Annotated in this window: 17 protein-coding genes and 3 pseudogenes; 5 read left to right on the top strand and 15 right to left on the bottom strand. The window is 65.9% G+C overall.

The genetic code is table 11. The annotated features are described in order from the left end of the window. Positions 1 to 23 precede the first annotated feature (23 nt). Positions 24 to 2,324, bottom strand: a complete 2,301-nt coding sequence (locus MPSD_RS09885; protein ID WP_174524139.1) for an LGFP repeat-containing protein — start codon at positions 2,322 to 2,324, stop codon at positions 24 to 26. Between the two features lie 294 nt (positions 2,325 to 2,618). Between MPSD_RS09885 and MPSD_RS09880 the strand changes: the two are divergent. Then, positions 2,619 to 3,362: pseudogene (locus MPSD_RS09880) on the top strand (TerC/Alx family metal homeostasis membrane protein); the annotation flags it as partial. A gap of 24 nt (positions 3,363 to 3,386) precedes the next feature. Here MPSD_RS09880 and MPSD_RS09875 read toward each other — a convergent pair. Further along, the gene (locus MPSD_RS09875; RefSeq protein WP_420811894.1) at positions 3,387 to 4,589 is read right to left on the bottom strand and encodes an ISAs1 family transposase; all 1,203 of its coding nucleotides are present in this window, start codon (positions 4,587 to 4,589) and stop codon (positions 3,387 to 3,389) included. A gap of 143 nt (positions 4,590 to 4,732) precedes the next feature. On the opposite strand from MPSD_RS09875, the pseudogene MPSD_RS09865 reads away from it, so the two are divergent. Further along, positions 4,733 to 5,176: pseudogene (locus MPSD_RS09865) on the top strand (TerC/Alx family metal homeostasis membrane protein); the annotation flags it as partial. 28 nt (positions 5,177 to 5,204) lie between these two features. Here the strand turns inward: MPSD_RS09865 and MPSD_RS09860 are convergent. From MPSD_RS09860 to MPSD_RS09830, 7 genes and pseudogenes are all read right to left on the bottom strand, one after another. Then, positions 5,205 to 6,365: an acyl-CoA dehydrogenase family protein gene (locus MPSD_RS09860; RefSeq protein WP_020787991.1), complete on the bottom strand. Its 1,161-nt coding sequence runs from the start codon at positions 6,363 to 6,365 to the stop codon at positions 5,205 to 5,207. Positions 6,366 to 6,508: 143 nt separating this feature from the next. Further along, on the bottom strand, positions 6,509 to 8,023 hold the full coding sequence (hflX, locus tag MPSD_RS09855) for a GTPase HflX (RefSeq protein WP_086085018.1): 1,515 nt from the start codon (positions 8,021 to 8,023) through the stop codon (positions 6,509 to 6,511). A 46-nt stretch (positions 8,024 to 8,069) separates the two neighbouring features. Then, positions 8,070 to 8,942 carry a diaminopimelate epimerase gene (gene dapF, locus MPSD_RS09850; protein ID WP_012393772.1) on the bottom strand — a complete coding sequence of 291 codons (873 nt, stop codon included), beginning with the start codon at positions 8,940 to 8,942 and terminating at the stop codon, positions 8,070 to 8,072. A gap of 4 nt (positions 8,943 to 8,946) precedes the next feature. Then, on the bottom strand, positions 8,947 to 9,891 hold the full coding sequence (miaA, locus tag MPSD_RS09845) for a tRNA (adenosine(37)-N6)-dimethylallyltransferase MiaA (RefSeq protein WP_086085017.1): 945 nt from the start codon (positions 9,889 to 9,891) through the stop codon (positions 8,947 to 8,949). Continuing rightward, the gene (locus MPSD_RS09840; RefSeq protein ID WP_020787995.1) at positions 9,888 to 10,583 is read right to left on the bottom strand and encodes a class III extradiol ring-cleavage dioxygenase family protein; all 696 of its coding nucleotides are present in this window, start codon (positions 10,581 to 10,583) and stop codon (positions 9,888 to 9,890) included. Before MPSD_RS09840 ends, miaA begins: the two co-directional genes overlap by 4 nt. Before the next feature lie 46 nt (positions 10,584 to 10,629). Beyond that, complete coding sequence (locus MPSD_RS09835; protein ID WP_011741160.1) at positions 10,630 to 11,607, bottom strand: DMT family transporter; 978 nt, start codon at positions 11,605 to 11,607, stop codon at positions 10,630 to 10,632. 219 nt (positions 11,608 to 11,826) lie between these two features. After that, positions 11,827 to 12,727, bottom strand: a pseudogene (locus MPSD_RS09830) (DMT family transporter). Positions 12,728 to 13,189: 462 nt separating this feature from the next. Here MPSD_RS09830 and MPSD_RS09820 point away from each other — a divergent pair. After that, positions 13,190 to 14,995: a serine/threonine-protein kinase gene (locus MPSD_RS09820; protein WP_117420656.1), complete on the top strand. Its 1,806-nt coding sequence runs from the start codon at positions 13,190 to 13,192 to the stop codon at positions 14,993 to 14,995. A gap of 237 nt (positions 14,996 to 15,232) precedes the next feature. Further along, positions 15,233 to 16,585 (top strand): DUF349 domain-containing protein, encoded by a 1,353-nt coding sequence (locus tag MPSD_RS09815; protein ID WP_086085015.1) that lies wholly within the window; start codon positions 15,233 to 15,235, stop codon positions 16,583 to 16,585. On the opposite strand, the gene MPSD_RS09810 is transcribed toward MPSD_RS09815, so the two are convergent. The 4 genes from MPSD_RS09810 to recA all read right to left on the bottom strand — a co-directional run bounded on the left by MPSD_RS09810 (position 16,582) and on the right by recA (position 20,390). Next, positions 16,582 to 17,193, bottom strand: coding sequence for an Rv2732c family membrane protein (locus tag MPSD_RS09810; protein ID WP_012393766.1), 612 nt, complete (start codon positions 17,191 to 17,193; stop codon positions 16,582 to 16,584). The two genes, MPSD_RS09815 and MPSD_RS09810, sit on opposite strands and share 4 nt — an antisense overlap. After that, entirely contained in the window at positions 17,190 to 18,728 is a 1,539-nt protein-coding gene (miaB, locus tag MPSD_RS09805; RefSeq protein WP_223161124.1) for a tRNA (N6-isopentenyl adenosine(37)-C2)-methylthiotransferase MiaB, read from the bottom strand. The genes MPSD_RS09810 and miaB overlap by 4 nt, the downstream gene beginning before the upstream one ends. Positions 18,729 to 18,862: 134 nt before the next feature. After that, complete coding sequence (gene recX, locus MPSD_RS09800) at positions 18,863 to 19,384, bottom strand: recombination regulator RecX (protein WP_011741165.1); 522 nt, start codon at positions 19,382 to 19,384, stop codon at positions 18,863 to 18,865. Next, positions 19,350 to 20,390, bottom strand: a complete 1,041-nt coding sequence (gene recA / locus MPSD_RS09795) for a recombinase RecA (RefSeq protein ID WP_012393764.1) — start codon at positions 20,388 to 20,390, stop codon at positions 19,350 to 19,352. Before recA ends, recX begins: the two co-directional genes overlap by 35 nt. Positions 20,391 to 20,560: 170 nt before the next feature. Here recA and MPSD_RS09790 point away from each other — a divergent pair, with 170 nt between their 5' ends. After that, a complete protein-coding gene (locus MPSD_RS09790; protein WP_020788003.1) occupies positions 20,561 to 21,208 on the top strand; it encodes a (2Fe-2S)-binding protein in 648 nt (215 codons plus the stop codon). A 12-nt stretch (positions 21,209 to 21,220) separates the two neighbouring features. Here the strand turns inward: MPSD_RS09790 and MPSD_RS09785 are convergent, their stop codons facing one another. Together MPSD_RS09785 and MPSD_RS09780 are read right to left on the bottom strand one after the other, a co-directional pair. Then, positions 21,221 to 21,415 carry a DUF3046 domain-containing protein gene (locus MPSD_RS09785; protein WP_407070187.1) on the bottom strand — a complete coding sequence of 65 codons (195 nt, stop codon included), beginning with the start codon at positions 21,413 to 21,415 and terminating at the stop codon, positions 21,221 to 21,223. A gap of 35 nt (positions 21,416 to 21,450) precedes the next feature. After that, positions 21,451 to 22,617: a glycosyltransferase gene (locus MPSD_RS09780; RefSeq protein ID WP_020788004.1), complete on the bottom strand. Its 1,167-nt coding sequence runs from the start codon at positions 22,615 to 22,617 to the stop codon at positions 21,451 to 21,453. Positions 22,618 to 22,668 lie beyond the last annotated feature (51 nt).

Here is a 22,668-nt window from a genome sequence, read left to right as displayed (position 1 = left end):
ACCACCACGGGCAGTGCGGCCCTCTAGTCGGCCTTGATGAAACCGTTGGCTTGCGCGGCCGCTTCGGTGGCGAACCAGATCTCGGCAAGGGTGTCGTAGTACAGCGCACTGCTCGGCGTGTAGTACAGGCCGAAGCGGGCGCTGGCCTTGATGGGATATCCCTCCGGCGCCTGGTACGGGTCGTGGTCGAGCGGCATGTGGATCGTCGGTCGCGCCCCCGCGCTTGGCCCAGCTGCGGCGGCCGCTGGGGCATGGGCTTGCCGAGCATGCACGGTGACCTCGTCCTCGGAGTCATCCTCCGCCGTTTCGGCCGCGGCGTGCCGTCCGGCCCTGGGTGGACGAGGCGATCCGGCCGCTTCCGGGAGCACGCGGATCTCGGTCGTGGCGTCTGCGGTACCACCGCCGGGCATGAAGCTTTTCGGGAAATCGTCCTCGTGGACCGCGGTTTCCGGAACCGCTGCCTCCGGTGCCGCGGTCTCCGGAACGACTGGTTCCGGAACATACCGGTGCGGTAGCCCGAAGGCCTCGGTGACCGCGGTTTCCGGCACGGCGGTCTCCTGCCGCACCGCTTCGGCCAAGTCGGCGATGGAGATCACGGGGGTGGGTGTGGTGTCCACCGCGTCGGGGTCTTCGTCATCGGCCCCGAAGTCCTCGTGTTCGAAGTTTTCGTGCTCGAAGTCCTCATCTTCGAAGTCTTCATGTTCGAAGTCCTCGTGTGCGAACTCGTCCCGCTCGAAATCTTCGTGGAACGAGGGCGGCATCTCCTCGCCGTAGGCAGGGCCACCACCACCACGCGGCCAGCTGACCCGGGCCCCGGTGCCGGAGTCCGACGCCGCATGCGCCAGATCGTGATCATCAGGCGGGAAGTGTTCGGAACCGAAGTCCAACTCGTCATGGGGCCACTGGCCACCGATGGCGTCGTAGCCGGATTCCGCATCGTGCTCGGCCGGCTCATAGCCGTGGGTCTCCTGGCCGGCGCGACGCCGGCGCAGGCCAACAGCCATCACCACGAGGAATACCACCAGCAGCAGCACCGGGATGGCGGCCGCCAGCCACCACCAATGCCAGGTGAACTTCTTGCTGTGCGGGGGCGCCGCCGACGTGCTGGGCTGATTCTGGCCGGACACCTGAAGGCCCGAGAGCAGCGGCGCCAGGTTCGCCGGGTCGGTGCTGAAACTATTGGTCGCCCGGTTCCACGAAATCGTGCCGCCGGTGAACTTCTGCGACACCACATCGCCGGCCTCGGTCTGATCGGCGACCGGTGCGCCCAGTTTCCCGGTGGCACCCTTGAGCTTGTCCCAGGCGACCTTCATGGCTCCGCGCACGACGAAGGCGCCGTGATCGGGCGTCCAGAAGATCACCGGCTTGTCGGCCGCCGAGAAGGCAGCGACCCGGCTCGCCGGCTCGATGCCGCCGTCAGACTCGTTGGCGGTGGGGAAACCAAGGTCGCTGCTCACCGGCCCACCCAGCGACTCGTACTTCGCCAGAATCTCGCCCTCGACCGCGTTCGCACCGGTAGCCGGGCTGAAGAAGACCTTTCCGCCCTCGAACTCCTGGGCGATACCATCGCCGCCGATCGGGTACTGGGCGCCCTTCCTGGCGCCCAACGGGCCGGTGGCGCCGCCGGCGGCGCGCCAGGCCATATTGATGGCCGCGGTGGGGTCGATCGCCACCTGCAGGCCCTTGAGCTGATCGGCCAGTACCGTCGGGGTGGTGGTGAACTCCTTGGTCTGCCGGTTCCAGGACACCTCGCCGCCGGTGAACTTCTGCGAAGTGACCTCGCCGTCGAATGTCGCGTCCCCTATCGGGGCACCCAATACACCGCCGGAGCTGCCCAGCTTGTCCCACGCGGCGTTCATCGCGCCACGCACGACGAACGCCCCGTGGTCGGGCGTCCAGAAGATCACCGGGTTGTCGCTGGCGGAGAAGGTGCTCACCCGGCTATCGGGGCCGGCCAGACCGGGGACTTCATTAATCGTCGGAAAGCCCAGATCGCTGTCTGCCGGACCGCCTAGCTCGTCATACTTCGCCAGAATCGGGCCGTACATGTACTTGGCCCCAGTCTGCGGGGTGAAGAACATCTTTCCGCCGTCGAAGTCCAGCGCGAATCCGTCACCGACGGGATAAACGTCGCCCTTGCGGGCACCGAGTGTTGACGTATCGCCGCCGGCCTTGTCCCAAGCTTCCATCATGGCGGCTTCGGCGTCGCCGATCGGCGACGCCGTCGCGGTAGGCGCCAGCAACGTGACTGCCACCACCGAAGCCGCCAAACTGAGCAATGCACGCCCAATCAGCCTGCTCAATTGACCTCTCTGCCCGTTCACCAAGCCTCCCAGCCGATGCCGCTGCCCCGCCTAGCGTTTCAATGGACCGCCACCCTTGAGCCGTCCTCTAGCTACGATCCGCGTCGCTGCCAGGGGCCCCCATTACTTTGCTACAGCGAGTGACAAATGCGAAGTCAATTCGCAGATATTACGAAACGGATACCCAGCTGATGTCGAATCGATGCGGGGCCGAGCTCCTTTCGCGATGAACCGAACTGCTACCCGCACGGCGATTAGGTTACCGTGCGCACGAGCCTAACTCGACTTACACCGCGAGAGGAAACCCAGCTGGAAATGGGTGTTCCCACTATTGTCTGGGCCCTCACGATCGTGATGGTCGCGGCTCTGATGCTGTTCGACTACGTATTTCACGTACGTCATACCCACGTGCCGACGCTGCGTGAAGCCGCTTTATGGTCAGCGATCTACATCGGGGTTGCGATCCTGTTCGGTGTCGGCGTGGTGATCTTCGGCAGCATCGGCATGGGGATCGAATACTTCGCGGGCTACTTGAGCAACGAAGCCCTTTCTGTCGACAACCTATTCGTCTTCCTGGTGGTGATCAGCAGCTTCGGGGTCCCACGGGTCGCTCAGCAGAAGGTCTTGCTGTTCGGTGTTGCATTCGCACTCATCGCACGCACCGGTTTCATCCTGCTCGGTGGCGCAGTCATCGAACACTTCAACGCGGCCTTCTATGTGTTCGGTCTGACGCTGCTGATCATGGCGGGTAACCTCGCCAAACCCGCCGCAGCGGAAAGCCGCGACGCCGACAATCTCGCCATCCGCCTGGCCAATCGGTTCCTGCGTACCTCCCAGAACTACAACGGCGACCGATTTTTTATCGTGGAGAACGAAAGTCGGGTCATGACTCCGCTGCTTCTGGTAATGCTCGCGGTTGGCGGCAGCGACGTGCTGTTCGCGTTCGACTCGGTGCCGGCGCTGTTTGGCCTGACCCAGAACGTCTATCTGGTGTTCGCTGCGACCGCGTTCTCATTGTTGGGTCTGCGACAGTTGTACTTTCTGATCGACAATCTGCTGTACCCAGGGCTCCGGCGTTGTTGATTAGCGGGCTTGTGAGCTGGGGAATTGTGGATTGAGGAGGTCTAGGCGGCGGTTGGCGGTCAAAGCGGTGATCCGGCAGGCTTCGGCGATGTTGTCGGCGCCGTTGAGGCGGTGCAGATTGATCGCGGTGTTGCGTAGCGCTGCTAGGACCTGTGCGCCGTTTCCGGTATGTGCCCTTTGACGGTCTTCGTCGAAGGTGACGTCGCGTATCCAGTGCAGGCTGTTCTCGATTCCCCAGTGTTGACGCATCCAGGTCATGATCGCGGTAGGGCGGGCGTGCTCGAACGGCAGGCTGCAGATGGCATAGACCACCTCCACGCTGCGCTGGTCGGTGGCGGTGATCAAGCGTTCACGAGTGATCCGGATGATTTGTTTTGCGTAGGGGAAGCCGATTCCTCGTGCAGCGGTGATGATTTGCGGGGTGCGGGTCTCGACACGGCCGTGGCCGCGGGAGTCGTCGGTAGCGGCTGCGGGCACCTCGGCCCAGGGCAGCGCGGTGATACGCGCAAATATTTTGGCTTGGTTGGACTTGACGATCATCAGGTAGTGCGACTTCAAGGTGGCGCAGATCAACTTCGCGGTGACGACCTGGGTATGCATCGCATCCACGGTGACCAGCCACCGCAAGCTACCCGGCAGCAGCGTGAGCAGGGCACGTACGCAGGGAATTTCATTGCTTTCCTCGGCGACAGCGAGTTGACCGAGCACCAATCGGGCACGGTGGGCGAACACCGACACGAGATGCGTGGCTGTCGCTTTGGCGCGTAAAGCACCACGCAGCATCTTGCCGTCCAACGCGATCGGCACCAATCCACTGGGGTCGCGGCTGGCCACGTGTGCAGTGAAGTAACTGCCCATCCTGGCGTTGAGGTCGGCGGGGTCTAGCCGAGACAAAACAGCGCGGAAGGTCTTCTCACTGGGCCGCCGGAACCGGACCCCTAATTGGGCCAACACATCATCGGGAGCGGTGGCCGCCCATGTGGCAAAACCAGCATAGCCGCGCATCCCCGCGGCAGTGGCCAGAACCGCGATCGCCAACAAAGCCACCAGCGAATACCTCCGACCGCGTGGGCCCCTCGGGTCTGGCACCGAGGCCAACACATCGAGAAACTCCGATCCGATGAACTCGCTGCGCTCACCAGGACTCCAGCAGTCGAACACCTCTGGAACCGACGACACACGCAATACTGAAACGGTAGGCACGGGCAACTCCAGACCAACGACGAACAGTAACCAACTCGATCGTTCTCCAGATAGCCCGTGCCTACACTCCGGCCCCAATAGCGCGGCACCAAAGATCATCAACCCAGCTCACAAGCCTGCTAATCAACAACGCCGGAGCCCTGCTGCTGTACCGGCTGATCTATCTGCCCTACGGCCTAGCGACGATTCTGGGCTTCATCGGCATCAAGCTGATGCTAGAAGCGTTGCATCACAACACCATTGCATTCATTAACCGGGGCAGGCCGGTCACGACCGTGGAGATGAGCACCGCGATGTCGTTGACCGTGATTGTCGTCGTCCTACTTCTCACAACGGTGGCGTCATTGGTTTCGGTACGCGGACGCAGGGAAAACGCCGCTGCCCGAGCCCGTCGACACGCCCTGGAGTATCTCGATCTGCATCACCCGGCGGATCCGGTCGAACGAGAAGGGATCTTCGCAGCGCTGCTACAGGCCGAAGACGAAATCAGCTCACTCCCATTGAAACACCGCGCCCAGGTGCAGCAGGACACGGAGCTGACAACGCTGCTGCAACAGGCCCACAACGCGCGCGAAGCGCGCGAGTGAGACCCGTCAGAGCCACACCGCGGTGCGGCTAGATACCCAGGCTGCGGCCGATGATCTCTTTCATGATTTCGGTTGTGCCACCGTAAATCGTCTGCACCCGTGAATCCAGATAGGCTCGGGCAACTGGATATTCGCGCATGTACCCGTAGCCCCCGTGGAGCTGCAGGCACCGGTCGTTCAAGGACACCTGCTTCTCGGTGGAGTACCACTTGGCCATGGCGGCCTGCTCGGCCGTCAACTTGCCGTCAAGGTGCAACTCGATGAACTCGTCGACCATGATGCGGACCATGGTGGCCTCGGTGGCCAGCTCAGCCAGGACAAAGCGACTGTTCTGAAAATTGCCAATGGACCTGCCAAATGCCTTACGTTCCTTGGTGTATTGCAGCGTCTGGTCTAGCACCGATTCCATCCCGGCGGCGGCCATGATGGCGATGGAGATGCGCTCCTGGGGCAGGTTCTGCATCAGGTAGATGAAGCCCATTCCCTCTTGGCCAAGCAAGTTTTCGACCGGCACCTGCACGTCGGAGAAGGACAGTTCCGCGGTGTCCTGGGCATCCAGGCCGATCTTGTCGAGATGACGGCCCCGTTCGAAGCCCTCCATCCCGCGTTCGACCACCAGCAGCGAAAAGCCCTGGGCGCCTTTCTCGGGATCGGTCTGAGCTACCACGATGACCAAGTCCGCGTTGATCCCGTTGGTGATGAAGGTTTTTGAACCGTTCAGCAGGTAATGATCACCCTGCTTGACGGCGCGGGTCTTGATGCCCTGCAGGTCACTGCCGGTTCCCGGCTCAGTCATCGCGATCGCCGTAATGAACTCCCCGGTACAGAACTTCGGCAGCCAACGCTGCTTTTGCTCTTCGGTTGCCAACGCCAGCAGGTAGGGGGCCACGATGTCGTTGTGCAACCCGAAACCGATGCCGCTATAGCGCCCGGCGCTGGTCTCCTCGGTGATGATCGTGTTGTACCGGAAGTCGGGGTTGCCCCCGCCGCCGTACTCCTCGGGTACCGCCATGCCGAGGAAACCTTGTTTGCCGGCTTCAAGCCACACGCCTCGATCGACGATCTTGGCCTTTTCCCATTCGTCGTGACATGGCGCTACATGGCGCTCCAGAAAGCCGCGGTAAGACTCGCGGAATAGATCGTGCTCAGGTTCGAATAGAGTGCGCTGGTACTTGATGGCACTGCCCATGAATAGACCTCCGCCGAAGATAATCTTGCTGCACACCGTATACCAACCATACGGTTGGTAGGCCTGTTGGGGCCGTTATTGGGCATCCGGTTGCAACGAGTGGCAGGCCAACGCGAAATTTGCGGCAATAACCCGGGCGGCCGCTACTCCCCCGGCCCGGCAGGCGATGCAGCGAATTCCCGCAAAGTGGCCGCCAGTGCACCAGGCACCCGGGCCCTGATCCGGGTGCCCTCCGGCTGATGCTCCGCCTGCTGCACCCGCCCATCGGCGTGCATGCGCGCCACCAGGTCACCGCGGTCATATGGGATCACCACATCCACGGCGGTATCGGTGGGAGCGGCGAGCTCTGCCAGCTTGCGCCAGAGCACATCGATACCGTCGCCGGTGTGTGCGGAGACGAATAGCGCGCCGGGCAGAGCGTGACGCAGCTCGGCCAATGCCAGGTCACCGGCGGCATCCACCTTGTTGACGACCAGCAGCTCCTGCGGCGCCTCGGCGCCGGCACTGCCGGCCCTCCCATCACTGGCCTCACCGCCGCCTGTGGCCTCGTCGGCGATGACCTCGGAGATCACCTGGCGCACCGCGTTGATCTGGGCCAACGGGTTCGGGTCGGAGCCGTCGACGACGTGTAACAGCAGATCCGCGTCGATGACCTCTTCCAGCGTGGACCGAAACGCCTCGACCAGCTGGGTGGGCAGATGGCGCACGAAACCGACGGTGTCGGTGAACAGAAAGGGTCGCGCACCATTGGAATCGGGGTCGAACTCCGCGCGCCGGGTGGTTGGATCCAGTGTCGCGAACAACGCGTCCTGCACCAGGACCCCGGCGCCGGTGAGCGCGTTGAGCAGGCTGGACTTGCCGGCGTTGGTGTAGCCGACGATCGCAATCGAGGGCACGTCGCTATGCAGCCGCCGGCTGCGCTGAGTGTCGCGGGCCTGCTTCATCGCCTTGATCTCGCGCCGTAGCTTGGCCATCCGCTCCCGGATGCGACGACGGTCGGTCTCGATCTTGGTCTCACCCGGGCCGCGCAAGCCGACCCCGCCGCCGCTGCCACCGGCTCGGCCACCGGCCTGCCGCGACATCGACTCACCCCAGCCGCGCAGCCTCGGCAGCATGTACTCCATTTGAGCCAGCGCAACCTGGGCTTTGCCCTCTCGGCTGGTCGCGTGCTGGGCAAAGATGTCCAAAATCAGCGCGGTGCGGTCGATGACTTTGACCTTGACCGCCTTCTCCAGGGCGGTCAGCTGGGCCGGTGACAATTCGCCATCACAGATGACGGTGTCGGCCCCGGTCGCCACCACCACTTCGCGTAGTTCGGCGGCCTTGCCCGAGCCGATGTAGGTGGACGGGTCGGGCCCGTCACGACGTTGGATAAGCCCTTCGAGCACCTGGGAACCGGTGGTTTCGGCCAGTGCGGCCAGCTCCGCAAGGCTCGCCTGGTTGTCGGCCGCGGTACCTTCGGTCCACACGCCGACCAACACCACACGCTCCAGTCGCAGCTGTCGGTACTCGACCTCGGAGACGTCGGCGAGCTCGGTCGACAGCCCGGCGACGCGGCGCAGCGCGGACCGGTCTTCGAGGGCGAGCTCGCCGATGCTGGGCTCGGCGGCGGGCTGAGAAGCCCGCCGAACGGAATCGGGAAATTCGGAATATGTCATAGGCAATTAGCAATAGTGCACGGTGGATGGGTGTCGCGCACCTGAATTAACGCCGTTGATCGCGCCACCATTCCTCGCTGATCTCACCGCTGGCGACCAGCACCGACGGCCCGCGCAGCAGGCTGGTCGCATCGGTGATGTTGACCGTGACATCCCCGCCGGGAATGCGGACGGTCAGCGTGCCGGTCTCCTGTCCTGCGCTCGCCAGCGCGGCGACGGCGGCGGCGACGGTGCCGGTGCCGCAGGAGCGGGTTTCACCAACGCCGCGTTCATGAACACGCATGCACACCACGCCGGCGGCCGGCGCGGTGAGAACCTCGACGTTGACGCCCTCGGGAAATTGCGCGTGATCGAAGCTCACCGGGGCCCCCACATCCAACGCTGCCAGCTGCTCCGGTGTCAGCCCCGGATCAAGGCATGCCAGGTGCGGATTACCGACGTCAACGGCCACGCCGGATAACCGCCTGCCGCCAACGACGGCCTCCCCCGGCCCCAGCTTGTTGGCCTTGCCCATGTCGACGGTGACGTCGGCGTGGGTCTGATCGGCGTGGTGCACGGTAACCGGCCGCGGGCCGGCCAGTGACCCGACCACGAACTCATCGCGCGTCTCCAACCCGCTGGCTCGCAGGTAATGGGCGAACACTCGCACGCCGTTGCCACACATCTGAGCGGTCGACCCGTCGGCGTTGCGGTAGTCCATGTACCAGTCGCCCGGACTGACACCGTCGGGCAGACGGTGCAGAACACCGGCCGCCACGGCCGCATCCGCGGTGGTGACCCGCAGGATGCCGTCAGCGCCCAAACCCCGGCGGCGATCGCAGAGCGCCGCAACCTGCGCGGCGGTCAGCGACAGCCGGGCCGCCACGTCAGGCAACAGCACAAAATCGTTCTGGGTGCCGTGGCCCTTGGCGAAGATCACCAGATCAGGTTACGTGCCGCCACACCCGCAGCGCCTCATCGACCATGGCGACGCGATCGGAGGGACCGGTTGCGCCGGCGTCGCACCAGTGCACTCGGTGGTCCCGGCGAAACCACGACCGCTGCCGTCGGACGTAACGGCGGGTACCGAAATAGGTCTGCTCACGTGCGTCGTCGAGTAGCTCCGCGCCGCCGCCGGCGTCGAGAGCCGCGAGCACCTGGGCATAACCCAGCGCACGCGCGGCGGTCACCCCGTCGCGCAGACCCGCGCGCAGCAACACGCGCACTTCCTCGACCAGGCCCCGCTCGAACATCGAATCGGTGCGCACCGCCAGCCGATCATCCAGAATTGTTGTGTCGCAATCCAACCCGATAATCGCGGTGCCCCATTGGGCGGCGCCGATGCGCGGCGCGGATGCGGCGAACGGCTGCCCGGTGAGCTCGATGACCTCGAGCGCGCGCACGATGCGGCGACCGTCGGTGGGCAGGATCGTGGCGGCGGCGGCCGGGTCGCGCCGAGCCAGTTCGGCGTGCAGCTCGCCGACCCCGAGTTCGGCCAGACATTCTTCCCATCTGGCCCGCACCGCCGGATCGGTTGCCGGAAACGACCAGTTGTCGAGCAGCGACTGGACGTAGAGCATGGAACCGCCCACCACGATCGGCACATGCCCGCGAGCGATAATCGCCTCGATGTCGGCCGCCGCCGCCTGCTGGTAGCGGGCGACGGTCGCCGTTTCGGCGACGTTGAGGACGTCGAGTTGATGATGCGGGATGCCACGGCGCGCTGCGACCGACAGCTTCGCGGTGCCGATGTCCATGCCGCGATAGAGCTGCATCGCGTCGGCGTTCACGATCTCCGCGGGTACCTCGCCGGCCAGCCGCTCGGCCACGTCGAGCGCCAGTTGCGACTTTCCGCTGCCCGTCGGGCCGATGATCGCCAGTGGTCTCATGGCTGCCAGACACCGACGAAGCACCCCACACCGAAGGGTGCCCCGCGATAGAGCTCCGTGGCCGATCGGGGCCCGGCACCGCAAAGGCCGGCCAGCACCTGGAACGCGGGGCGCCCGAGCACTCGTTCGGGCAACCGCGCCAGGGCGGCGACGTCACCGCCGGCCAGCGCGTCGTCAAGGAGCAGTTGGGCCGGGGCGCCGGTGGGGTCATAGCCGCCCGGCGCGCTTGGGGTCAACGTATTGACGCCGTCGGCAACGACGAGCACACCGACCGGATCGGCCGTCCGGTCGATCTCGGCGCGCAGTAGCTTGCGCTGCACCAGTGCGTCTTCGGATTCCCGGCCGTGGGCGTAGACCTGGATTTTCGCGGTGGCGGCGGGCCGTACCTGACCGCGAACCCAACCCGCCAGCAATGCGCAGAGCGGAAGGTCGGACGGCGGACCCGGTTGCTCGCCAAGCGCTGGGGCAAGGCGGACCTGCACGTCTACCCCGAAGCCCGCAAAAGTCCCGACCGCGTCGGGGCCGGCTACCTGATCTTCGGGGCCGACCCCGATGCCAACCCAGTGGTTCGGCAACGAGCTCGCCGCTGCGACCACCGCCGACCTCAGGTCGGCCACTTCGGCGCCGGCCAGTCCGGTCAGTTCGGGGACAAGCACAGGCGCGGACGGGATGATCGCGATGGCGCTCAGCACGTCACCAAACTAGTGTCTCGGCGCGCGCCGGTTCGACCGGTTGGGGCTAACCCGCCGGCGCCCTGCGCAACCGGTCGGTCTGCACGTCGTCGTCGGCGGGCCCGAAGTGCATGGTGACCGCCCGGTGGGGCATCGTTGCCGGAATATGGCCACTCTCGACCGCCTCTTCGGCCACCTTCTCGGCCTCTCCGCGGGCCAGCGCTATCGTCGCGACGAGCACCAGGACCACGCCAAAGGCCACCACGACAAGCCCGGGGCCGGTGGTATCGAGTGTTTCGCCCAGGACGACCATGCCCAGCACCGCGCCCATCAATGGTTTGGCCACCACCACCGTCGGCAACGAGGCGGTCAACGTGCCCGCGCGAAACGAGGACTGCTGGAAGATCATTCCGCCCAGCGCGGCGGCGATCCAGACATAGAACTCCGGCGCGCGAAACAGTGCGCCGGCTCCCCCGCCGACCACTTCGACGACCGCCTTGGTGAGCACGGCGAACAGCGCCAACGAACACCCCGAGACCACCGCCAGCAGCACCGCGGCCACCGATCCTGACCAGATCCGTGCACCAAGCACACAGAACACCATTACCGGGCCCAGCACCGAGGCCACCACCATCCAGGTCGCCAGTGAACCACGCGACACGCCGACATCCGGGTCGCCAACGATGACCACCACCGCCAGCGAAACGGCCAACAGCACAGCCCAGGTCCACTCCCAGCGCGTCACCCGGCGCCGAGTAACACGGGCGTATATCGGCAGCGCGAACAACAGCGCCGTCACCTGCAGCGCCGACACCAGCACCACCGATCCCAGCGTCAGGGCGGCGGCCTGCAGCAGATAGTTCGCGATCGCGCCGAGGGCTCCCAGCCACCAGCGCGAGTCGCGCAATGACAGCCAGAACAGCTCCAGGTGGCCCACCTGTTCGTCGGTGATCTCCTGAGCGGAACGCTGACGCGTCACGTTGCCCAGCGCGGATGCGAACGCGGCACCCAGCGCGAGAACAGCCGCGATCTCCGTCGTCGTCATGGCCAACCTCCTCGCCAAAACTCGCCCTCGGGAAACCGTTCGTACATCCGGTATCCACTACCCGTTTTGGTGGTGTTCTCAACCAGGCTTACCCCGCCGGGCTGGCAACTAGCTGGATTCGAACCGACCCCAAATACCCACCGTGCACCCACCTAACAGCGGCAACTCTTTAGGAAGCTATGCAGAACCTGTGTGCCAGATGTGTTTCGGTTCACACGGCTACGGCATGGCAAGCTGGCCGGCCGCGTTGAGATTGTCGGCGGGCGCCATCATGGCGGCTTCGTCGCGAGCCAGCGCCACGGTGGCCACGATCACCACGGCAACGGCAACCAGCAACACAAACACGCCCAAGTCGCCGGCCTGTAGCACCTCGTCGAGCACCGTGACCCCCAACAGCGAAGCAATCACCGGCCTGGCCACGGTGATGGTCGGCAATGACGCGGTCAACGAGCCGGCCCGCAGCGATGATTGCTGAAGCATCAGACCGATCGGCAGCACCGTCATCCAGGCGTAGAACTCGGGGGCGCGCACTAGCGGCCCGAAGCCGGTGCCGATGAGCGTGACAACGCCTTTGGTAAACACCGTGAACACGGCCAGCACAGCTGGCCGAAGAGACCGCTAGTAGCACCGCCGACAGAGCACCGGAGGTGACCCGCGCCGCTACCACGCAGACCACCAAGGCCGGAATCATCACCGCGGCAACCACCGCCCAGGTCGACAGCGGGGCGCGCGCGTGGCCAGCCGTGGGATCCCCTGCCGTCACGATGACCGCCACCGCGCCGGCCAGCAAGATCGCCCACATCCACTCTCGAGCGGTGATCCGATGCTGAGTAAGCCAAGAATCGATCGGCAGGGCGAAAAGCAGCGCGGTCGCCTGCAGCGACTGCACCAGCACCACAGACCCCATGGTCAACGCGATGGCCTGCAGGGTGAAGCTGGACAGAGCCGCGGCGCTGCCCAGCCACCACTGACCATGGCGTAGCGAGAGGTGCAGCAGCGTGAAGTGACCAACCTCGTCCTCGGTGACCTGCTGCGCTGACCGCTGCAGCACCACGTAGCCGACCCCGGCCAGCAGCGCCGCGCCCAGGGCGAGCGACGCCGAGACTTCGACATTGGCCATTTGGTGCCCTCCCACCGCATTCAGCTGCAAGCTGTCTGCGTAAACCTTCCGTTAGGCAGTTGTTCAATAATGACCCGTGTGTGCTGGTTAAGCATCTCAATCGCGCGATCCCATAGAAATGGTTGCCTCACCCGGGCATCGGGCCGCGCATTTCGCAGCCGACCGGTCGGCCGCGACACCAGCTGGACGGTCCGCACGCCAGCAGCGCGCACACCCGATCACCGCAATTCACAAAATCGATCGGGGCGCCGGCTATGCCGATCCGACCTGCCCAAATTCCCGCGCGAGCACACAGCGCAACTAACGGAACGGTTGCAGCTATAGGACGGATGCTGCAGTTTTGGTGCATCCACAATGGTGAGCAATTACCGTCATGGTTGCTAGACCGGGGTATGCGGTCGGCAGGTCGGCCGGTGAGTGTGGCTTGCCGGTGCGATTACCCGCTGGTTTGAGGAGTAGGCGATGAGCGCCTCCGCGCGACGCTCGCGAGTAGGTACCCGCTTCGGGCCCTACTACCTCAAGCGACAGCTTGGCACCGGCGGCATGGGCGAGGTCTACGAGGCCGTGGACACCGTGAGACAGCGCGTGGTGGCACTGAAGTTGATGTCGGAGTCGCTCAGCCACGATCCCGTGTTTCGCATGCGGATGCAGCGTGAGGCCCGCAACGCGGGCAGGCTGCAAGAGCCGCACGTGGTGCCCATTCACGATTACGGTGAAATCGACGGGCAGCTCTACCTGGACATGCGCCTCATCGAGGGCACCCACCTGGCGCTGCTGCTGGAACGGTTCGGTCCGGTGACACCCCCGTGGGCGGTGGCGCTGGTGCATCAGGTCGCCTCCGCATTGGACGCCGCCCACGCGGCCGGCGTGATGCATCGGGATGTGAAACCGGAAAACATCCTGGTGACCCAGGATGACTTCGTTTACCTGGTGGACTTCGGGATCGCCAGTGCGGCGACCGACGAGAAACTGACGCAGATCGGCAGCGCGGTGGGGACCTGGAGGTACATGGCCCCGGAGCGGTTTTCCGACGCCGAAGTGAATCAGCGTGCCGACATCTATTCGCTGACCTGCGTGCTCCATGAGTGCCTGACCGGAACCCCGCCATATCGGGCGGACAGCGCCGGCATGTTGATCACCGCGCATCTGATGGCGCCCATCCCGCGTCCCAGCCAGCTGCGGCCCGGTATCCCCGCCACGTTCGACGCGGTGATCGCGCGCGGAATGGCCAAACGCCCGGAGGACCGCTTCGCAAGCGCGGGCGAACTGGCTGCGGCGGCGCACCAAGCGCTCAGCGCACCGCACCAGGCTCAAGAATTTCGCATCCTCAAACGTAGTGAGGAGGCCGGTGGCCTGCACACCGACGCCGCGGCAGAGGCCGGTATCACCTTTGCGAGCCCGTCGACGGCGTCACCATCGGCACCCACCCCGGTCGCATCGACTTCGCAGCCCGACCTGAGGATCTCCGGGCCCCTGTCGATTCCGTCATTCCCCACATCGGAAGCCAACGTCCCGTTATTCGACGCGAGCACGAGTTCTTGGGGCGATCTGACGGCCGCACCACCACCACAGGCACCCCCGGCGCCCCTGACACCCCCGACTCCCCCAGTTCCCCCGACGCCCCCGCAACCGCCGAAGCAGACGAGCGACACATCACCGTCGGGCCCGGGCCCACACTTCTTGGCCGCACGCCTGCGCAACCCGTGGATGCTGCTCGGCGCCGCCGCCCTGGTGGCCCTGATCGTCTTCGCCGCCCAGGGCATCTGGCTCAGCTTCCGGCCGAAGTCCGAGTCCGCTTCCACCAGCCCGTCGACGGCTTCGCCCAGCGCGCCCTCGCCGGCGTCGGCGGACGCGCTGGCCCGCCTACTGAGCACGCTTCCACTGGGTTACGCACCGGGCACCTGCCGGGCCTTTCTGCCGGCCAAGGACTCGCTGGCCAGGGTCACCTGCGACAAGAACGTCGACCCTGGGGGCCCGTCCCGGGGCGTGTACACGCTGTTCGGGGAAACGGCGACGCTGCGCCAGTATTTCGACGGCCTGCTGCGCACCGACATCATGGTCGACTGCCCAGGCGAGAAGAAGTCACCGACCGCCTGGCACCATCCCGATAGCCCACAGGTCGGCGGCATGATCTTCTGCGCGATCCAGGAGGGCAGTCCCTCGGTGGTGTGGACAAACGAAGCCCAGTTGATGATCAGCGTGGTCCAGGGCGATCCGCGGGGCCCCAACCTCGAAGAGCTCTACAGCTGGTGGAAAAAGCACTCGTGATAGCCGGCCTCGTTTGTGAAACTGTCCAGATGGGCAGTTAACCAACACCGACCAAGGTGTCGGTGTATGGCGGGGCAAGCTGCTTCAATACTGTTGGAACTGTTAGAACCGGTCTGTGCCCTCTGGTGAAGCCGTCGGCCCCATCAGAGCTGCAGATCGGATATTGGGTGCCACTTCGCGCGGCAGGTGCGCGGGATACGGACCGCGCAGAGGGTGCAAAGGGTAGGTGACGAGCGCATGACGGCTGACGAACCCCGCGGCAACGATTTGCACCCGACGGTTTCGGGCCCCGGCCCACGGCCGGGACCGCGGCCGGGACCCAGGCCCGGCCCCAGGCCGTCGCCCCGGCCCGTTGCCCATCCGGTGGTGGTATCCGCACCCAGCGATCCCCACCGGTTCGGTCGTGTCGACGACGACGGCACGGTCTGGCTGATCACCACCGCCGGCGAGCGCATCGTCGGGTCCTGGCAGGCCGGGGACGCCGAGGCCGCATTTGCGCATTTCGGCAGGCGTTTCGACGACTTGAACACCGAGATCACGCTGATGGAGGAGCGGCTGGCCGCCGGCACCGGAGACGCCCGCAAGATCCGCGCCAACGCCGCAGCGCTGGCCGAGACACTGCCGATCGCGTCGGTGCTCGGGGACCTCGATGCGCTGGCCACCAGGCTGGCCAGCCTGTGCGAACAGGCCGACAGCATGGCCGTCGCCGACCGCACCAAACGAGACGAACATCGGGCCGCCCAGACCTCGCGCAAAGAGGCGCTGGCCGCCGAGGCTGAGGAACTGGCCGCCAACTCGACCCAATGGAAGGCCGCCGGCGACCGGCTGCGCGCGATCCTCGACGAATGGAAGACGATCAGCGGCCTGGACCGCAAGGTCGATGACGCGTTGTGGAAGCGCTACTCGGCGGCCCGTGACACCTTCAACCGTCGACGGGGCTCCCATTTCGCCGAACTCGACCGTGAGCGATCTGGGGTCAAGCAGAGCAAAGAGCGGCTCTGCGAGCGCGCGGAGGAGTTGTCCGACTCCACGGACTGGGCCCCCACCAGCGCTGAATTCCGCAAACTACTCGCCGAATGGAAAGCGGCGGGACGCGCCAGCAAGGACGTCGACGATGCGTTATGGCGTCGTTTCAAAGCCGCCCAGGATGCCTTTTTCACCGCGCGCAACGCCGCGACCGCGGAGCGAGACGCCGAGTTCCGCGCCAATGCCACCGCCAAGGAGGCCCTGCTCGTCGAGGCGGAGAAGCTCGACACCACCAACCGCGACGCCGCGCGAGCAGCGCTTCGCACCATCACCGACAAGTGGGACGCGATCGGCCGCGTGCCCCGCGAGCGCACCGCCGAATTGGAGCGTCGGTTGCGCGCGGTCGAGAAAAAGGTGCGCGAAGCCGGCGAATCCAATTGGTCGGATCCACAGGCTCAGGCGCGCGCCGAGCAGTTCCAGGCCCGAGTCGAGCAGTTCGAACAGCAAGCCGCCAAGGCAGCCGCGGCGGGTAAGACCAAGGAAGCCGAACAGGCAAAGGCCAACGCCGAACAGTGGCGGCAGTGGGCGGCAGCCGCGGCCGACGCGCTGACCCGCAAAACCTAGTCCTGGTCTTTTTCGGCCGCGGTCCCGTCGGACTCATCGGGTGTGTTGAAGCTGTCCAACAAGGTCTGCGACTGTTGTTCGGCGACCACGCGACGACGCTGCTCTTCCGCAGCAAGCTGCACTATCGTGCGCTGCCACACCACCCGTGCCCAGTGAAACGTCAACAGGATCACCGCGATCCAAGACACGATGAGCCCGACGCCCGGACCCGGTTGACCCGCGGCCACGGTCTGGCGCGACCACACCGCCAACAGCCCGGTGCCACTGGCCAACGCCGAACCCGCCAGGGCCACCCACGCCAGCGTCCAGCGTCGTGTCATCAACGCCAGCATCGAGAAGCCCACGCCGAATACCAGTGTCAACCAGGCGAACACCTGCGACGGCAGCGTCACCGCGGCGTCGGTCGCCCCATTGCTGCTGAACAGCACATCCCATCCGCGCACGTTTCCGGTGTGCGGCAGGATGAACGACCCCAGCAGCACGAACACGAGGATCGCGACGACCAAAGCTCTGGCGCCGGGGTCGATCTCACGCGCCACCCGGCGTTCTGCCGCCTCGATTTCAGACCGGTAGGCGTCGAAATCCGCCACGTCAACCTCTCCGTTCATTGCGGGTCACCCGCGCTAGATCCAGCCCCGTCCGCCGATCCGCATCCGCCCGCCGATCCGCATGAGGTGGCTTCGGCCGCAACGGGAACCACGGGCCGCCCGATGCCGGGCATGCCCAGGCCGATGCCCCGAACGGTCTGTCCGTCGGCGTGCGCGTCACCGGCACGGGTACGGCGGTGGGCCAGAATGCCCCCGTCGGCAATCAGGTGGTGCGGAGCGGCATCGGTGACCTCCACGGTGACGATGTCGCCGGGGCGAACCGGCCCGTCACCGGCGCGGAAGTGAACCAGGCGCCCATCGCGCGCCCGGCCGCTCATGCGCGCCGTCAGGGTGTCCTTGCGTCCTTCTCCGGTGGCCACCAGCAGCTCGACGCGCTGTCCGACGATGGCCCGGTTGCCCTCCAGCGAGATCTGCTCCTGCAACTCGACGAGCCGCTCATACCGTTCCTGCACAACAGCTTTGGGCAACTGCCCGTCGAGTTCGGCCGCCGGGGTCCCGGGGCGCTTGGAGTACTGGAAGGTGAACGCGGCCGAGAACCGGGCCTGCCGCACCACATCAAGGGTGGCGGCAAAGTCCTGTTCGGTCTCACCCGGGAATCCCACGATCAGATCCGTGGTGATGGCCGCGTGCGGCATGGCGGCCCGAACCCGCTCGATGATGCCCAGATAGCGTTCGGCACGATAGGAGCGCCGCATCGCGCGCAGCACCCGATCCGATCCGGACTGCAGGGGCATGTGCAGGGCGGGGCACACGTTGGGTGTTTGTGCCATGGCCTCGATGACGTCATCGGTGAACTCGGCCGGGTGCGGCGAGGTAAACCGGACCCGCTCCAGCCCGTCGATGTCTCCGCAAGCCCGCAGCAACTCGGCGAAAGCGCCCCGGTTGCGCGGCAGTGCGGGGTCAGCGAAGGAGACGCCGTAGGCGTTGACGTTCTGCCCCAGCAGGGTGATCTCGACTACACCGGTATCCACCAGCGACTGGACCTCGGCCAGGATGTCTGCCGGGCTGCGATCGATCTCTTTGCCGCGCAGCGACGGCACGATGCAGAAGGTGCAGGTGTTGTTGCAGCCGACCGAGATCGATACCCAAGCGGCGTACGCAGACTCACGGGCGCTCGGCAGCGACGACGGGAACTGCTGCAGCGCCTCGGCGATCTCCACCTGAGCCACCCGGTTGTGCCGGGCGCGGTCGAGCAGCGCGGGCAACGACCCGATGTTATGGGTACCGAAAACCACGTCAACCCAGGGCGCTTTGCGCAGCAGCGCGTCGCGGTCTTTCTGGGCCAAGCAACCACCGACGGCGATTTGCATGTCCGGACTGGTGCGCTTGCGCGGGGCCAGGTGGCTGAGGTTGCCGTAGAGCTTGTTGTCGGCGTTTTCCCGTACCGCGCAGGTGTTGAAGACCACTACATCGGCATCGGTGCCCTCGGCCGCACGACGGTAGCCGGCGGCTTCGAGCAGGCCCGCCATTCGTTCGGAGTCGTGGACATTCATCTGGCAGCCGTAGGTGCGGACCTGATACGTGCGCGCCGACATGGGATCAGCATCATCGGCCGGGCCGGCAGACCCGGCGCCGTGCGCCACCGTCGAAGTCACGGGGCCATGGTACGGCGGCCGGCTGGCCGACAGCGTGTCGGCCGGTGGCCGAGCCCCTCCCGGACAGAGTCGGGCTAGACCCGCCGGCGATCTCGTTCGGCGGCCAGTTCTGCGATGACCACCTCGCACGCCACAGTCTGGCTGTAGCCACGACGCGCCAGCATCGCCACCAATCTGCGGGTCACCCGGGCGTCATCCTCGGTCAGCTTTTCGCGCCTGAGCTTGGTCCTGACGAGTTGCTCGGCCCTGCCTCGCTCGGCACCCGCGTCGAGTCCGGCCAGCGCGGTGCCGATCACATCCTGATCGACCCCTTTGGCCTGCAGCTCAGCGGCCAGTGCGCGCCTGCTCTTTCCCGCATTGGCCCGACGGGATTGCACCCAGTCCGCGGCAAAGTCGGCGTCGTCGACCAGACCTACCGCGGTAAGCCGATCCAGCACGCGATCGCCGACGTCCTCGGGGTAGCCACGTTTCGCCAGCTGACCGGCCAACTCTGCCCGAGTCCGGGATCGCGCGGTGAGCAGGCGCAGACATAACGCCCGCGCCTGCTCTTCGCGAGATGGCTCAGAAGTCGACGGGGGCGGGAAGGACACCGTCATCAGTCACCACTGCACCGATACCGAGCTTTTCTTTGATCTTCTTCTCGATCTCGTTGGCCACTTCGCCGTTCTCCAGCAGGAAGTTGCGGGCATTCTCCTTGCCCTGCCCGAGCTGTTCGCCCTCGTAGGTGAACCACGCACCGGATTTCCGGATGAAGCCCTGATCCACACCCATATCGATCAGCGAGCCTTCCCTGCTGATACCCCTGCCGTAGAGGATGTCGAACTCGGCCTGTTTGAACGGTGGCGAGACCTTGTTCTTGACGATCTTGACCCGGGTGCGGTTACCGACCGCATTGGTGCCGTCCTTGAGCGTTTCGATCCTACGCACATCCATGCGCACCGACGCGTAGAACTTCAGCGCCTTTCCACCCGTCGTCGTCTCGGGTGAGCCGAACATCACCCCGATTTTGTCGCGGAGCTGGTTGATGAAGATCGCCGTGGTTCCCGAATTGTTCAATGCGCCAGTCATCTTCCGCAGCGCCTGGCTCATCAGCCGGGCCTGCAGGCCGACATGGCTATCCCCCATTTCGCCTTCGAGCTCCGCGCGTGGCACCAGTGCGGCCACCGAGTCGATCACCACGATGTCGAGCGCCCCCGAACGGATCAGCATGTCGGCGATCTCGAGCGCCTGTTCACCGGTGTCCGGCTGGCTGACCAGCAGGGAATCGGTATCGACACCAAGCTTTTTGGCGTACTCGGGATCCAGCGCATGCTCGGCATCGATGAATGCCGCGACGCCGCCGGCGGCCTGGGCGTTGGCCACCGCGTGCAATGCCACGGTGGTCTTACCCGAGGATTCCGGGCCGTAGATCTCGATCACCCGGCCACGTGGCAGACCGCCGATGCCCAGGGCAACATCGAGTGCGATGGATCCGGTCGGGATGATCGAAATCGGTTGCCGTACCTCGTCGCCAAGGCGCATCACCGAACCTTTGCCATAACTCTTCTCGATCTGGGCCATCGCCAGTTCGAGTGCCTTTTCGCGGTCGGGAGCTTGCGCCATCGTGCCTCTCCTATAGTCGGTGTTCGATGACCGGTATGGGTCGGTTGGCTGTGACACTAAAGAAGACCACCGACAGATCGCGTCTTCGAGTGATGACCACAGTAGCCGAACATCTGTTCGATTCAAGTTTCGACACGCCGCGTGTGGCAATATCGGCTACCGATGGACGCATGAACATCTCCGCCGAGCTGGCCGAAATCGCCTCCTACGGAGGTTTTTTCGGGCTGACCGTGGGCGGCGACCCAACGGGATGGCATCCGGTCACCCAGGCCTATGCCAACGGGTTCTCGGACTTGATCGACGCCACCATCGAGCGCTATGGCACGCCAGAGGTGCGAATCGGCGCATCCCTGGTGCATCTCGGCCATGCCGCCCGGCTGTGGTCACCAGTGCTCGCATGCGTCTTGAGCCAGGGGGTAGTTCCCGACCTGACCAACCTGCAGCGTGCCGACAACGCCGCGCTGCTGCGGCTGCCCGAACCCATCGGCGAGCCCGCCGCACCGTCCCCGGAATTGTTGTATCGCGTCGTCATCAAGGACCACATGGAGCCGTTCGCAGCGGGCCTGCGCGCCAAGTTGGCGCCCGCGCTGCTGTCCGGCAACATCGCGTCGGCACTCGTCGGGGCGTCACGCGCGCTGATCTCGGCGCGGCCGGACTTGCGCCAGTCCGTAGCCAGCACCACCGCCGAGTTGCTGAGCATGGGCCGCCTGGCCGGATCAGGGGTGATCGCAGGCGCCGATCTGAGCTTCCGGCGCAACAGTTGCTGTCTCTACTACCGCCTGCCCGGCGCGGGGAAATGCGGCGACTGCCCGCTCTAGCGGGCGCCTAGATCACCACTGCTCACGGGGAACATCGAAGTCAGCGCACAACGCCCGCCACACGTCGCGAGGCTCCACACCCGCCTCGATCGCCTGGGCGGCGGTCCGGCCATCGAAGACCGTCAAGACGTGGTCGACCAGAACCGATGCGCCGTAGGCGGCACCAAACCGCAGCGTGATCCGTTCGTGAAACTCTGTCAGCCGCACGCCAGCCAACATACTGGGCCGGCCAGCCAATCCGGTCATCCCGCAAGCGCCAGCGCTTCGTGGCAGACCTGCACCGGATCGGCCACGTCGGCAATGCTGGCGGCGGCCCGTTGCGCCGCCTCCCGGTAACCGGGCGACGACAGCACCTCATTCACCGCGGCCGCCAGCGCATCAGCGCCCAGCGGCCGGATCAGCCGAGCGCTGCCCTGGCGTACCACGCGATTGGCTATCTCCCACTGGTCCCCGCCGCCGGGAACCACCACCAGGGGCACCCCGGCCAGCAACGTCTTGGAGACCATCCCATGACCGCCCCCGCAGATCACCACGTCGGCGTGGGTCAACAGCTCGGCCTGGCTGCCCAGCCCGACCGCCGCCCACGACGGTGTCACCAGATCGTCGCCGCCGAGCCGGGAGACCACCAGCCGCGATCCCGACGGCAGCGTGTCGCCCGGAATCAGCGACTCCAGTGCGACCGCGGCCAGTCCGGCGGTTCCGGACAATGCCGTGGACGGCGCGATGACCAGCACCGGACCCGAACCGGCAGGGACTTTCAGCAGCTGATCGGTCGGTTCGAAGTGCAACGGGCCGACCACGATCGCCTCGGCAGGCCAGTCCGGACGCGGCACCTCGAGGGCGGGCAGCGTAGCGATCAATCGCCGCAGCGGGCCCGGATCATGCTCTGCCAGGCCGATCTCGGCCCGCACCGCGGCGCGCTGTCGCAGGCCCGCACGCCAGGACCGCGCCGTCAGCGCCCGCATGGTGGTGTCGCGCAGCCGGCCGCGAATTCCGGTGCCCGGCGCCAGACCGCTGCCGATCGGCGGCAGGCCTTTCGACGGCCGATACAGCGGATGCGGGTTGAGCTCGATCCAGGGGATCCCCAACCGCTCGGCCGCCATTCCCCCGCAGGCGGTGATCACGTCGGACACCACCAGGTCGGGCGCCAGGTCGGACAGCGCCGGAGCGTTGAGCAGGGCCATCTGAGCGGCCCTGCGATGAATCCTGGCGCCGGCATCCAGATCCTCGTCGGTGGCGACCAGCCCCGCCAACTCAATGGCGTCAACGCCGGCCGCCCGAGCGGTGTCCAACCACTCCACACCGGTCAGCAGCGTTGGAATATCGCCGGCCGCCAAAAAGCGCCGGCACAGCGCAATCGCGGGAAACGAATGGCCGGGATCCGGCCCGGCGACCACGGCGACACGCACCGCACCACCCTGCCACAGTGCCTGGCCGGTGCCCAGCCACCGCCCAATCGC

The sequence above is a fragment of the Mycobacterium pseudoshottsii JCM 15466 genome, assembly GCF_003584745.1.
Classification (GTDB): Bacteria; Actinomycetota; Actinomycetes; order Mycobacteriales; family Mycobacteriaceae; genus Mycobacterium; species Mycobacterium marinum.
Note: the sequence above shows the minus strand (reverse complement) of the source record. Positions and strands in the feature narration are given on the sequence as shown.